The organism is Micromonospora sp. LOL_014 (assembly GCF_048060245.1).
Lineage (GTDB): Bacteria > Actinomycetota > Actinomycetes > Mycobacteriales > Micromonosporaceae > Micromonospora_E.
In genome coordinates this window covers 216,746-229,007 of the sequence record NZ_JBHMIP010000004.1, presented here as the reverse complement: position 1 = coordinate 229,007, position 12,262 = coordinate 216,746, and the positions used below count along the sequence as shown (strand labels likewise).

The following is a 12,262-nucleotide window of genomic DNA, read 5'->3' as shown; positions in this document are numbered from 1 at the left end:
TAGGTCAACGCCGGCACCCGGCCGCCAGTCATTTAATTGACACCTAACTATCCTTTGAAATAGTCGTGTCGGTCCCGTAACCTTCTGTGGTCGCCCTCGTGGTGCCGGCCCCGTCTCCCACCCGCTTGGAGGGTCAGGTGTCGTCCGACCACCGTCACCCCATGCCGGGTCTTCCCGGGCAGGTCTCCCGTCGGCGGCTGATGGGGTGGTCCGCGCTGGCCGCCGCGCTGCTGCCCCTCGGCCCGACGACCAACTGGTCACGCCTGACCGGCCGGACCGGCGTGCCCGGACCCGTCGACCCGTCCCTCGACCAGAGCTACCAACGGGCGTTCCTGGAGACCCTGGCCGCCCACCCGGCGGTACGGCGGCACACCGCGGCAGCCGGCGCGGAGTTCCTCTACCGTCCCCGGCAACTCCTGGTAGCCCCGGCCGACATGGAACGGGTGACGGCCCGGCTGCGCGCCAACGGCCACCAGGTCACCGAGGACGAGGGCTTCGCTCATGTCGGCCGACTGCGCTTCGGCCGGGAAACCGACGTCCCGGCCGTGGTCGACCAGCTCCGCGACCCGCGCCAGTGGCCCGGCGGGCGGGCCCCGCAGGTGCAGCCGCACCACGTCCTGCTCGGATTCGGCAACATCATGGGCAACCCCAACGGGCCACCACGGGCCGCGGCCGCGCTGCCACCGCCGGACCCGGCCCGGCTCGGTGAAGGGGCTGACGTGACGGTCGGCGTCTGCGACACCGGCATCTGGCGGCTGGCCGGCGACGTGCACCCGGACTGGCTCGGCGGCAGCTACCTGCCGGAGACCGACGACGAGGACCCGCTGTACCTCGGCGGCACCCAACTGGCACTGCAGGGCGGGCACGGCACCTTCGTCGCCGGTGTCGTACGGCAGGCCGCCCCCGGCGTACGGGTCGACCCGGAGTCGGCACTGGACGCCAACGGCATCGGCGACGAGGAGAGCCTGATCGCCGCGATCGGCCGGCTCGGTCCGCAGGTGTCGGTCATCAACCTCTCCCTCGGCTACTTCACGCAGCACGACCAGCAGCCGTTGCCGCTGGCCAACGCCGTCGCCGCGCTGCCCAAGACGACGGCGGTGGTCGCCGCCGCCGGCAACGCCGGCACCAGCCGCCCGTCCTGGCCGGCGGCGCTGTCCGGTGTGCTGGCCGTCGCCGCCCTCGACGCGACCGACGGCGTCCCGGTGCCGGCCGACTACAGCAGCCACGGCTCCTGGGTGGACGCCAGCACGTACGGCGACCGCACCAGCACGTACGTCGACGGGGAGATGGTACTGCCCGGCCAGCCGGTGCTGCACTTCGACGGCTTCGCCGCCTGGGCCGGCACCTCCTTCGCCACCGGCCACGTCTCCGGTCGGCTCGCCGCCCTGATGACCGGCACCGGGCTGGACGCGGCGGCCGCCGCGGCGGTGCTGACCGCCGGTCCGGCCTGGCACCCCGACTACGGCGTGCTGGTTGAATGAGCAGCCCCGACGCCATCCCCGACCCGGCGCCGGCTACCGTCCCCGACCTGGTTTCCGCTGCCGCCGCCGGCGACGAGACCGCCTGGGCCGCGCTGGTCCACCGGTACGGCCCGCTGGTGGCGGCGGTGATCCGCAGCTACGGGCTCGGCCACGCCGACGCCGCCGACGTCAACCAGACCGTCTGGCTGCGGCTGGTCGAGCACCTCGGCCGGCTGCGCGAGGCACACGCTCTGCCCGCGTGGCTGGTGACCACCACCCGACGGGAGTGTCACCGAATGCTGCGGCTCGGTCGGCGTACGCAGCCGTTCGACCCGTACGACGAGTCGACCGACGCGCATGTCGGCGTCTTCCGGCTGGTCGACCGGACGACTCCCGACGAGGATCTGCTCCGGGACGAGCGGCGCCAGGCGCTGCGTGACGCGCTCGCCGAGTTGCCGCCGCGCTGCCGGGAACTGCTCACGCTACTCGTCGCCGACCCGCCGGCCAGCTACCGTGAGATCGGCGAGCAACTCGGCATGCCCACTGGAAGTGTCGGCCCGACCCAGGCCCGATGCCTGGCGAAGCTGCGCAACTGCCCAGCCCTCGCCCCGTACGTCAGGATCGGCCCGCCCGGGGAGCAGCAGGGGAACGGAGGTGAACGTGATGCGGCAGTGGCCACCAAACAGTGACGACGAGCTGCTGATCGAGCTGGGTGCCGCCCTGCGCGACTCCGGACCGGTGCCGGAGCACTTCCTGGCCGCGGCACTGGCCGCGTTCAGCTGGCGGACCGTCGACGCCGAGCTGGCGGTCGCCGAGCTGACCTTCGACTCGGCTTGTGACCTGGAGCCGGTCGGGTCGACCCGGTCCGGCGGTACCGACCGGACCCTGACCTTTCGGTCCGGTCCGGTGGTCCTCGCCGTCGAGGTCACCGCGAGCGGGGCGGTCGGGCAGCTCTCCCCGGCCGCGCCGGGCCGGCTCAGCGCCCGGTCCGCCGCCGGGCAGTACGAGGACGTGCCGGTGGACGAGGCCGGATTCTTCTCGATGGGTGTACCGCCGACCGGCCCGGTGCAGCTGCGGGCCAGCACCGCGACGTACAAGGTCCGGACCTGCTGGGTCAGCCTGCGCTGAGCCAGCAGATCCGGAACCTCGTCGGGACGGAGGTCACGGGTCCCGGACGCCACCTCCGTCCCTGCCCTCCGAGGTGGCTAACGGTCCTGCTTGTTGACGGTTACGTCGTAGCGCACACCGCCCAGGTCGGCCCGGTCGGAACCGTCCGCATCGGGGCCGAACTGCGTCACCATCACGGCGATCGGCTTCTCGACCGGGTTGGTGGCGGTGAACATCAGCCGCATGGTCAGCCGTTCGTTGCCGCGTAGCATCAGGTTGTCCAGACTGGCCTGGCCCGGGTCGACGATCTCCACCCGGTTGCGGCCCGCTTCCCGGATGCCCTTGCCGGCCATGCCGCCCTCGACCCAGCGGGCGAACAACGTCGGCCCGAGATCCACCACGAGCCGTCCACCGGCGGTACGCAGCGGCGCGCCGTCCTCGCTGAAGACCACGCTGTTGCGGGTCGGCTGCCGCAGGACGTTGCCGATCGCGAACGGCCGGACCTCGGTCTGCCCGTTGGTCGACAGCGCCACCGAGTCGACGTTGCGCCAGGCGATGTTGTTGTTCTGCCGGGTGTTCACACTGTTGCTCGGACCCTCGAAGGTCATCGGGTCGTTGGGGGAGACCCAGCGGGCGAGCAGGCAGAAGTGCCCCGGGCCGGGGACACCGTTCCAGGGGATGGTAACGGTGGTGACTCCGGCGTAGACCGGCACCGTCATCCAGCCGATCTCGGTCCAGTGGGTGGGCCAGGTCGCGCCGCCGCCCGGCGTGGTCCGGTAGACGTGGATCTCACCCTGCTCCATGCCACCGGAACCGTACGGGCCGGGGTTGCGCAGCTTGATGAAGATGTAGTTGGTCTGCCCGACGATCGGGTTCTGGCTGGTCGCGCACTCGACGGCGGTGGGGCATACCTTGATGTCAGGGCTCGCCCAGATCGGGCTCAGCCCGTGCGGTTGGATGCCGACGTCCGCCGGATGGTCCTTCATGTAGACGTCGACGGGTGCGGCGGCGGCACCGCGGTCGGTCGAGCGGTCGAGTGCCGCCGCCGTGGCCGAGGTGACCGGGAGCAGCAGCGCCAGCGTCGCCGTGCCGATCAGTGCGAGTGTGGATCTGCGTACGCGTTGCCTCAGGCGCGTGGACAAGGTTTCCTCCCGAAGGGGTAGGAGTGTGGCGACCGCCGTGGTGCCGACGGTCGCGGGGTGGACACTTCTACCGAGAGGGATCGACGCTGAAAAATACTTTGGCCGGGCTCGGTTCGTTGTCAGATGGTGGAAATCAGTCGGAAACTCGGGCAGGGCGGTCGTTCCGTGACGGGTGCGAGCCGCAGTGATCTCCGCCAGTGTGGCCCGCGCTTGACATGGTGCCGACGCACGGGTTCCCTAGGTGTCATCGATCGAAGTCGATGACGATCGGTGTCAATGGAGGGAAGTCATGCCCACCCCGTCCCACTGGCGCGGCGCCGCCGCGCTGACCAGCGCCGCGCTCATCGCCGCCATCGCGCTCGGCGCATCCCCCGCCGTCGCGCGGTACGACGGACCGGCCGGCCCGACGACCCCGACCGCGCTGTGGGCCAGCACCAACGGCGTCGCGATCAACCTGACCTGGCAGCAACCGCCCACTGGGCCACGGGTCCACTCCTTCCGGGTGTACGAGGGCGGAGACGTGGTCGCCCGCACCAGCACCACCTCGACGACGATGAACGTGCCCTTCGGCTCGTCGCACACGTACACCGTCACCGCCGTCGACCGGCACGGGCGGGAGTCGGCGCCGACCGACCCGGTAACCGGCCGCTCCTGGCTCTCCGGGGTCAACCCGGAGTGCCTGCCGACCCCGACCCTGCCGATCACCGTCACCGCCGCCACCGCGTCGGCGGTCTCGCTCTCCTGGCCCCGGCACCCGCTCGGCGGCGAGCTGGACCTGCGGGTGAACGGCGTCAGCTTGGGCTGGACGTCGCTGACCAGCGCCCGGGTCGGCGGTCTGGCGCCCGCCACCGATCACCAGATCCGGCTCTTCCGGCTCGACCAGTGCAGCCCCGGATCCACCGAACTGGTCGGCTCGACCAGCGCCACGACCGCCGCCGGCGATCCCGCGCGGCACGCCCCGCCTGCCGGCCTGACAGTCACCGGGCGCACCGACACCACGATCAGCCTGGCCTGGACCGCGCCGGCCGGAGCGCCGCCGGACCGGTACGCGGTCTACGAGGGCGGCACCCGGGTCGCCTCCAGCGTCGGCACCACCGTCACCGTCCAGCGGCTCTTCCACGCCACCTGGCACCGCTTCACCGTCGCCGCGCTCGATCCCGCCGGCAACGAGTCGGCGCACAGCCCAGCGGTGTCGGCTGGGACCGAGACCTGCCTGAGCAGTCCGCCCCGGCCGGTCGGGCTGGCGGCGACCGCGCTCTCCCCGTCGTCGGTGCGGCTGGGCTGGACCTTCGACGCCGTCGCCACCTCGTACACCGTCTGGGACGGTGACACGGCGGTCGCCACCTCCCGCTACCCGGAGACGGTGGTCTCCGGGCTGCCGTCGGCGTCCCGGCATGTCTACCGGGTCAGCGCGACCCTTCCCCGGTCCTGTGGCGAGACCCCGCGCTCCGCCCAGGTGCGGGTCACCACCGCGCCCGGTCCCGCCGCCCGGCCGGCGGCGCCGGCGTCGCTCGAGGTGACCGGCAACGCCCCCGGCGCCTGGCCCACCGACGCTCGGCTCACCCTGGCGTGGTCCGCCTCCACCGGGGGCGAGCCTGCCGTCAGCTACCGGGTGTACGAGGGCGCGACCGTCGTCGGCGAGACCGACGGGACCCAGCTGACGCTGCCGGTGGGCGGGGCGACCTGGCACACGTTCACGGTGGTCGCCGTCGACGCCGCCGGCAACGAGTCGGCGGCCAGTCCGTCGGTGACCGCGCAGGGCATGTTCTATCCGCCGCCGTAGCGCAGGCGACGCCGCCCAAGCGGGTTCCGGCCGAGGTCGGGCACGTGGCGGGCGGGTCCGACAGGGCCCAGACGAGTCGGGTGAAGTCGTGTGACGCGCTGGTACTGGGTCGTTCCCACCTGCTGCGGCCAAGCTCGGCATCCGCGTACGCTGCCACTCAGCAGCAGGAGTCGTACAAGATTCCAGTACGACAGTGGTACCGTATTCCTGTACCGGCTGGAAGGAGCGCAACCATGTCCATCAGCGCAAGCGAAGCACGGCAGCGCCTGTTCCCCCTTATCGAGCGGGTCAACGACGACCACGACCCGATACGCATCAGCTCGCGCAGCGGGGACGTGGTGCTCATGTCGGCGGAGGACTACGACGCCTGGCAAGAAACCGTGTACCTGCTTCGGTCTCCCGGGAATGCGAGGCGGCTCATGGAAGCTGTCGCCCGGGACCGAGCGGGCGGCCCCTCGATTGCCAAGACCATGGACGAGCTTCGGGAGTTGGCCGGGGGCGAGGAGTGAGGGGGGTCAACTTCGACCCCGACGCATGGGAGGACCTGCTCTTCTGGCTCGCCTCGGATCGGAAGAAGGCGCGCCGGATCACCCGTCTGATCGGCGAGATCCAGCGTGACCCGTTTACCGGTGTCGGCAAGCCGGAGCCCCTGAGAGGCGACCTGTCCGGCTACTGGTCGCGGCGGATCGATGACGAACAACGCCTGGTGTACCGGGCCGACGAGAAGGAAGTGAAGATCATCAAGGCCCGGTACCACTACAGCGACTGACCGGCGCGGCGCAGTCCTGTGAAGTGCCCCCGGCAGGATTCGAACCTGCGCTCCCGCCTCCGGAGGGCGGTGCTCTATCCCCTGAGCTACGGGGGCTCAGCGACCCAGGAAGATTAGCAAACCCAGCACCGGGTCGCCGAATCGGTATCCGCCGTGTCCGGTCCCGGCCGGCGCGGTGGTCCGGTCGCCGGCCGGGACGCCGGAGTTGCTCAGGCCGACCGGGCCGGGCGGGCGCAGCTGGGCAGCAGGTGCGTGACGATGCTCCGGGGCAACCGGCGGGGCAGTTCGGAGCTGGCCCAGGAGCCGTCCACCACGAGATGCGCCCCGCGCCGGTCCGGTCCGCACAGCCGCAGCAGGAACTCGCGCGGCAGCGGCGGATCTATCGACGGGGTCAGGATCATGAACCGGACCTGGCCGCGTACCGAGGCGGCCGACAGCACGTCGGCGGCCGGGGTGGTGCCGTGCAGCCGGGTCCGCCCGAGCCACCACAGGTCCGTCCGGTGCGCCCGGGCCGCGTGCAGCACCGTCGGGTAGACCCGCTCGACCCACTCGTTGACCGCATCGACGCAGAGCCCGCAGGCGCGTTCCTCCGGCCGCCGGGGTGCCAGCCCCCAGGCGTCCAGGTAGTGGCCGACGTCGGTCGGGCTCAGCGTCAGCCCGAACCGCCGCTCGATCAGCGTCGCGACGGTACGCCGGCTCCACAGCTCGTCGTCCAGCGCGTGGTCCTCCGGCCATCGGCCCCGCAACAGGTCGATCAGCTCGAGTTCCTGCTCCGGTGTCAGCCCGCCAGCGTCACCGGTGGGTGATCCGCGACGGCGGGCCGCCACCGCGCCGTCACCGCCGAGCGTATGCCGTCGGCACCAGCTCGTGATCGATCTCCGAGTATCGCTAAGAAGTGCCCCCACGTCAGGACCAACGAGGCTGTATCAGGACGGTAGCGATATGTGCCTAGAAAACGTCTGAGACGGTAGAGTCCGGCAAAGCACGCGAAGTCATGGTATAAACAGACATACCTGACCGAGTGTATCGGGAGTCGAGCAGATACGACGCCGCCCGCCCCAGCGAAGGCCGGGACGGGCGGGTGAAGTTGGCAGGCGTAGGGCCGCCGTCGGGTGGTGTGGTGTCAGCCGCCGACCTTGGACTGCAGGGTACGGATCAGCTCGATCTCCTTCTGCTGGCCGCTCACCATCGACTCGGCCAGCCAGCGCACGTCCTCGTCGTCGGAGAGCTCGAGCACCCCGTCGGCCATGTGGATGCCGCCCAGGTGGTGGGTGAGCATCAGCGACAGGTACAACCGGTCCACCTCGGCGCCGGTCGCCGCCCTCAGTTCGGCGCGCTGCGCGTCGGTGGCCATCCCCGGCATCAGACCGTCGACCACCGCCCACTCGCCGGTGGTCTCCATCCAGTCCATCCGGGGCTGGGTGCCGGTCGGCTCTAGGCCCCACTCGCGTAGCCAGGTCTGCATCATGCCGATCTGGCTCTGCTGGGTCAGCGCGATGTCGCTGGCGAGGGTTCGCACCGCCGGGTTCTCGCTGCGCTCCAGCACGATCATCGACATCTCCACGGCCTGCGCGTGGTGGGTCGACATGTCCCGGGCGAACCCGGCCTCCGGCGAGGTGTCGCCGGGACGCAGTAGACCGGGGGTGAGCAGGCCGGCGGCGTACCCGAGCAGGAGACCGACCACGACGGCCGCAGCCAGCCACGCGGTGCCGAACCGGCCAGGACGGCTGGTTGCGGCCGCATCGCCACCGTGCGGCGGATCGGTCGGATCCCCGCCGGCCGGGTCGGCCGGCCGGTCCTGCGTCGCCGGCCCGTCGACGGGCTCCCGCGCGGCGTCGGCCATCGCGTCCGTCTTCGTCCTGGTGGTCATGACCCAGCGCCGCCGTCCATCTGCTGTTCCTGGGTGCCGATATCGCGCGGGGTGGTGCCGGTGGCGGTGATCCCACGGGAGCAGGTGGCGCCCGGCTCGACGGTGGCGTTCTGGCGCAGCGCCCGAATAAACTCGTCGATCCGCGGGTCGTTGACGTCGTCGACAGCGAGCTGGTAACCCCACGCCTGCAGCGAGACCGCCGACTCCAGGCCTTCGAACGGGCTCATCATTGTGTACTCGTTGCCCCGAATCTTGCCGGCCAGCGTCTCGACCTGGTCGGCGGGCAGACCCTCCTGGTAGGTGAGCCAGACCGCGCCGTGCTCGAGGCTGTGCACGGCATGCTCGTTGGCGATGGGCGCGTCGTAGACGTCGCCCATGCAGTTCTGCCAGTTCGGGTTGTGGCTGCTGCCGACCGGCGGCTGGATTTCGTACTCCAGCGGGCCCCACTCGTGTGACTGCTTGCCGGCCATCGGGTCCAGCGCCGGAGGGTTGGACTCCCGGTAGTTGACCAGTTCGGTGATGTCCGAGGCGCGGTCCTGCCACGACCGGGCCTCCTGGGAGACCGCGTAGGCCCCGTACCCGATGATCGCGGTGGCCAGCACCCCGACGCCGACCATCAGCGCGATCGGACCCCAGTTGCGCTCCTGGGTGACCTTGACCGGTTTGACCGGCTTGCGGCCGCCCTTGCCGGCCTTGCCGCTGGTCTTGCCGCCGCCGGTCCGGGCGGCCGTGGCACCACCGCCCCGGCCGCTCGCCGGTTTGCCCTTCGCCGGCTTGCCCGCGGCCTTATCGTCGGTCCGGGGCTTGCCGCCGGCCGCCGGCTTGCCGGTGCTGACCACGGAGGGGTTGCGGTTGTCGCCACCCTGGGTGCTTATGCTCATGGTGTGGTGCCTCGTCAGGTCGGTCGGTCAAGGGGCATTCAGCGGGGACACAGCAGGTGAGGGTCGCCGCCAAGGCCACGAGTCTACCCCCGGTAACATGCTTTGGTGACTCCCGCCAATCTCGCTGAGCTCGTCCGCGCCACGGCCCGGTCGGTCTTCGTCGACCGTGACCTCGATCTATCTTTACTCCCCGACGTGGTCACCGTCGAGCGCCCACGCAACCCCGACCACGGCGACTACGCCTCGAACCTGGCGTTGCAATTGGCGAAGCGAGTCGGCACCGCCCCACGTGAGCTGGCCGCCGCGCTGGCCGCCGCGCTCAGCGAGGCCGACGGGATCGCCTCGGTGGAGATCGCCGGGCCGGGCTTCCTGAACATCCGACTCGACTCGGCCGCCGCCGGGGCGCTGGCCCGCACCGTGGTCCTGGCCGGCCGGGAGTACGGCCACAGCACGCGTCTGGCCGGCCGCCGGCTCAATCTGGAGTTCGTCTCGGCCAACCCGACCGGCCCGGTGCACCTCGGCGGCACCCGCTGGGCCGCCGTGGGCGACGCGCTCGCCCGGATCCTGCGGGCCACCGGGGCCGACGTCGGCACCGAGTACTACTTCAACGACGCCGGCTCCCAGATCGACCGGTTTGCCAAGTCGTTGCTGGCCGCCGCGCGGGGCGAGGCGGCGCCCGAGGACGGGTACGGCGGGGCGTACATCGCCGACATCGCCGGTGCCGTGGCAGCCAAGCACCCGCAGGTCCGCGACCTCGACGACGACGCCGCCCGGGAGCTGTTCCGGGTCGAGGGCGTGGCGCTGATGTTCGACGAGATCAAGGCGTCGCTGGCCGGGTTCGGGGTGCACTTCGACACGTACTTCAACGAGAAGGACCTGCACGCCCGGGGTGAGCTGGAGCTGGCGTTGACCCGGCTGGGCGAGCAGGGGCGCACCTACCATCGCGACGGCGCGACCTGGCTGCGCAGCACCGACTTCGGCGACGACAAGGACCGGGTGCTGCGCAAGTCCAACGGCGAGTGGACCTACTTCGCCGCCGACTGCGCCTACTACCTGGACAAGCGGGAGCGCGGCTTCGACCAGGTCGTGATCATGCTCGGTGCCGACCACCACGGCTACATCGGCCGGCTGCGGGCGATGGCGGCCTGCTTCGGCGACGACCCGGATCAGACTCTGGAGATCCTGATCGGGCAGCTGGTGAACCTGGTGCGTGAGGGGACGCCGGTGCGGATGTCCAAGCGGGCCGGCACCGTGGTCACCCTGGAGGACCTGGTCGAGGCGATCGGCGTCGACGCCGCCCGGTACGCGCTGGCCCGCTACTCGTCCGACTCGCCGATTGACATCGACGTGGAGCGGTGGACCCGGGCCAAGAACGACAACCCGGTCTTCTACGTGCAGTACGTGGCCGCCCGGACGGCCAGCGTGGCCCGCAACGCCGCCGAGGTGGGGCTGCAGCGGGGCGCACCGGACGACTTCCGGCCCGAGCTGCTCGACCATGAAAAGGAGAATGAGCTGCTCAAGGCGCTCGGCGAGTTTCCGGGAGTGGTCGCCTCCGCCGCCGACCTGCGCGAACCGCACCGGATCGCCCGCTACCTCGAGGAGCTGGCCGGGGCGTACCACCGGTTCTACGACAAGTGCCGGATCATGCCGCTCGGCGACGAGGAGATCACCGACCGGCACCGGGCCCGGCTGTGGCTCAACGACGCCACCCGTACGGTGATCGCCAACGGCCTGGACCTGCTCGGCGTCTCGGCGCCCGAGCGGATGTGACCCGGCCGACAGACCCAGACTCAGATCCATGAACGACGAAGGACGGTAGAGCCGTGCGCGCACACGAGGCCGGGGCCCTGCACGGTGACCTCGGCAGCCGGGGGCCGGGCTGGCTGCGTACCCCCGACGACGTCAACACTCTGCTGCCACAGCTGTGGCCGCGGACGGTGACCCGGACGGACACCGGGTCGATCACCGTCGGCGGCCGGGACGTGCGGGACCTGGCCGCCGAGTACGGCACCCCGGCGTACCTGCTCGACGAGGACGACCTGCGGGCCCGCTGCCGCGACTTCCGGGCCGCCTTCGCCGGCCAGGACGTCTACTACGCCGGCAAGGCGTTCCTGTGCCGGGCGGTGGTGCGTATCGTCGCCGAGGAAGGCCTGCACCTGGACGTCTGCACCGGCGGTGAGCTGGCCGTCGCGCTGTCGGCCGGGATGCCGCCGGAGCGGATCGGCCTGCACGGCAACAACAAGAGCATCGCCGAGCTGACCCGGGCCCTCGACGCCGGGGTGGGCCGGATCATCGTCGACTCGTTCGACGAGATCGACCGGCTGACCACCCTGGCCCGGGACCGGGGCGTCCGGCCGAAGGTGCTGGTCCGGGTCACCGTCGGGGTCGAGGCGCACACCCACGAGTTCATCGCCACCGCCCACGAGGACCAGAAGTTCGGCTTCTCCCTGGCCGGCGGGGCGGCGTTCGAGGCAGCCGCCCGGATTCTCGACGAGGGGGTGCTGGAGCTGTGTGGGCTGCACTCGCACATCGGTTCGCAGATCTTCGACGCCGGCGGCTTCGAGGTGTCCGCCCGGCGGGTACTGGCGCTGCAGGCGCAGATCCGCGACGCGCGCGGCGTCGAGCTGCCCGAGCTGGATCTCGGCGGCGGGTTCGGCATCGCCTACACCACCCAGGACGACCCGGCGCCGGCCCACGACCTGGCCAAGCGGATGAACAAGATCGTCGACGGTGAGTGTGAGGCGTTGCGGCTCGCCGTGCCGCACCTGTCGGTCGAGCCGGGCCGGGCGATCATCGGCCCGGCGGTGTTCACCCTCTACCAGGTCGGCACCGTCAAGGACGTCGACGGCATCCGGAGCTACGTCAGCGTCGACGGTGGGATGAGCGACAACATCCGTACCGCCCTCTACGACGCCTCCTACTCGGCGACGGTCGCCTCCCGGGCGTCGACCGCGGCGCCGATCCTCGCCCGGGTCGTGGGAAAGCATTGTGAGTCCGGGGACATCGTGGTGAAGGATGAATTCCTGCCCGCCGACGTGCAGCCGGGAGATCTTCTCGCGGTGCCGGGCACGGGGGCGTACTGCCGGAGCATGGCGAGCAACTACAACCATGTGCCCCGGCCGCCGGTTATCGCGGTCCGCGACGGAGCGGCCCGGGTGATCGTCCGTCGGGAGACCGAGGCCGATCTGCTGGCACTGGACGTGGGATAGCGCCGCAGGCGGCGGGACGACGTGGATAGCGCGCGGCGCGC

Annotated in this window: 12 protein-coding genes and 1 tRNA gene; 8 read left to right on the top strand and 5 right to left on the bottom strand. The window is 71.3% G+C overall.

Going from position 1 to position 12,262, the window contains the following annotated elements; genetic code table 11:
- Positions 1-161: 161 nt before the first annotated feature.
- From ACFHW1_RS05780 to ACFHW1_RS05770, 3 genes are read left to right on the top strand one after another with little or no spacing between them, the layout of a single operon-like run.
- Positions 162-1,481: a S8 family peptidase gene (locus ACFHW1_RS05780; RefSeq protein ID WP_416556958.1), complete on the top strand. Its 1,320-nt coding sequence runs from the start codon at positions 162-164 to the stop codon at positions 1,479-1,481.
- Entirely contained in the window at positions 1,478-2,149 is a 672-nt protein-coding gene (locus ACFHW1_RS05775; RefSeq protein WP_416556959.1) for an RNA polymerase sigma factor, read from the top strand. Before ACFHW1_RS05780 ends, ACFHW1_RS05775 begins: the two co-directional genes overlap by 4 nt.
- Positions 2,124-2,588, top strand: a complete 465-nt coding sequence (locus ACFHW1_RS05770; protein ID WP_416556960.1) for a hypothetical protein — start codon at positions 2,124-2,126, stop codon at positions 2,586-2,588. The genes ACFHW1_RS05775 and ACFHW1_RS05770 overlap by 26 nt, the downstream gene beginning before the upstream one ends.
- Before the next feature lie 77 nt (positions 2,589-2,665).
- On the opposite strand, the gene ACFHW1_RS05765 is transcribed toward ACFHW1_RS05770, so the two are convergent.
- The gene (locus ACFHW1_RS05765) at positions 2,666-3,709 is read right to left on the bottom strand and encodes a hypothetical protein (protein ID WP_416556961.1); all 1,044 of its coding nucleotides are present in this window, start codon (positions 3,707-3,709) and stop codon (positions 2,666-2,668) included.
- Between the two features lie 289 nt (positions 3,710-3,998).
- Between ACFHW1_RS05765 and ACFHW1_RS05760 the strand changes: the two genes are divergently transcribed.
- From ACFHW1_RS05760 to ACFHW1_RS05750, 3 genes are all read left to right on the top strand, one after another.
- Positions 3,999-5,492: a fibronectin type III domain-containing protein gene (locus tag ACFHW1_RS05760; protein WP_416615016.1), complete on the top strand. Its 1,494-nt coding sequence runs from the start codon at positions 3,999-4,001 to the stop codon at positions 5,490-5,492.
- 233 nt (positions 5,493-5,725) lie between these two features.
- Positions 5,726-6,001 carry a type II toxin-antitoxin system Phd/YefM family antitoxin gene (locus tag ACFHW1_RS05755; protein ID WP_416556963.1) on the top strand — a complete coding sequence of 92 codons (276 nt, stop codon included), beginning with the start codon at positions 5,726-5,728 and terminating at the stop codon, positions 5,999-6,001.
- Positions 5,998-6,261, top strand: coding sequence for a Txe/YoeB family addiction module toxin (locus ACFHW1_RS05750; RefSeq protein ID WP_416556964.1), 264 nt, complete (start codon positions 5,998-6,000; stop codon positions 6,259-6,261). Before ACFHW1_RS05755 ends, ACFHW1_RS05750 begins: the two co-directional genes overlap by 4 nt.
- 24 nt (positions 6,262-6,285) lie before the next feature.
- On the opposite strand, the gene ACFHW1_RS05745 is transcribed toward ACFHW1_RS05750, so the two are convergent.
- The 4 genes from ACFHW1_RS05745 to ACFHW1_RS05730 all read right to left on the bottom strand — a co-directional run bounded on the left by ACFHW1_RS05745 (position 6,286) and on the right by ACFHW1_RS05730 (position 9,012).
- Positions 6,286-6,357, bottom strand: a tRNA-Arg gene (locus ACFHW1_RS05745).
- Positions 6,358-6,470: 113 nt separating this feature from the next.
- A complete protein-coding gene (locus ACFHW1_RS05740) occupies positions 6,471-7,166 on the bottom strand; it encodes a winged helix-turn-helix domain-containing protein (RefSeq protein WP_416615014.1) in 696 nt (231 codons plus the stop codon).
- A gap of 218 nt (positions 7,167-7,384) precedes the next feature.
- The gene (locus ACFHW1_RS05735) at positions 7,385-8,131 is read right to left on the bottom strand and encodes a DUF305 domain-containing protein (RefSeq protein ID WP_416556966.1); all 747 of its coding nucleotides are present in this window, start codon (positions 8,129-8,131) and stop codon (positions 7,385-7,387) included.
- The gene (locus tag ACFHW1_RS05730; RefSeq protein WP_416556967.1) at positions 8,128-9,012 is read right to left on the bottom strand and encodes a DUF3105 domain-containing protein; all 885 of its coding nucleotides are present in this window, start codon (positions 9,010-9,012) and stop codon (positions 8,128-8,130) included. Before ACFHW1_RS05730 ends, ACFHW1_RS05735 begins: the two co-directional genes overlap by 4 nt.
- A 105-nt stretch (positions 9,013-9,117) precedes the next feature.
- Here ACFHW1_RS05730 and argS point away from each other — a divergent pair, with 105 nt between their 5' ends.
- Both argS and lysA read left to right on the top strand, forming a co-directional pair.
- Entirely contained in the window at positions 9,118-10,782 is a 1,665-nt protein-coding gene (gene argS, locus ACFHW1_RS05725) for an arginine--tRNA ligase (RefSeq protein ID WP_416615012.1), read from the top strand.
- Positions 10,783-10,835: 53 nt separating this feature from the next.
- Entirely contained in the window at positions 10,836-12,221 is a 1,386-nt protein-coding gene (lysA, locus tag ACFHW1_RS05720; protein WP_416556969.1) for a diaminopimelate decarboxylase, read from the top strand.
- The last annotated feature ends 41 nt before the right edge of the window (positions 12,222-12,262 follow it).

Bases quoted from the DNA above. Each gene is read 5' to 3' on its own strand.
- ACFHW1_RS05775 (WP_416556959.1), top strand. From the start codon at position 1,478: ATGAGCAGCCCCGACGCCATCCCCGACCCGGCGCCGGCTACCGTCCCC.
- ACFHW1_RS05730 (WP_416556967.1), bottom strand. From the start codon at position 9,012: ATGAGCATAAGCACCCAGGGTGGCGACAACCGCAACCCCTCCGTGGTC.
- ACFHW1_RS05735 (WP_416556966.1), bottom strand. From the start codon at position 8,131: ATGACCACCAGGACGAAGACGGACGCGATGGCCGACGCCGCGCGGGAG.
- ACFHW1_RS05770 (WP_416556960.1), top strand. From the start codon at position 2,124: ATGCGGCAGTGGCCACCAAACAGTGACGACGAGCTGCTGATCGAGCTG.
- ACFHW1_RS05755 (WP_416556963.1), top strand. From the start codon at position 5,726: ATGTCCATCAGCGCAAGCGAAGCACGGCAGCGCCTGTTCCCCCTTATC.
- ACFHW1_RS05780 (WP_416556958.1), top strand. From the start codon at position 162: ATGCCGGGTCTTCCCGGGCAGGTCTCCCGTCGGCGGCTGATGGGGTGG.
- ACFHW1_RS05760 (WP_416615016.1), top strand. From the start codon at position 3,999: ATGCCCACCCCGTCCCACTGGCGCGGCGCCGCCGCGCTGACCAGCGCC.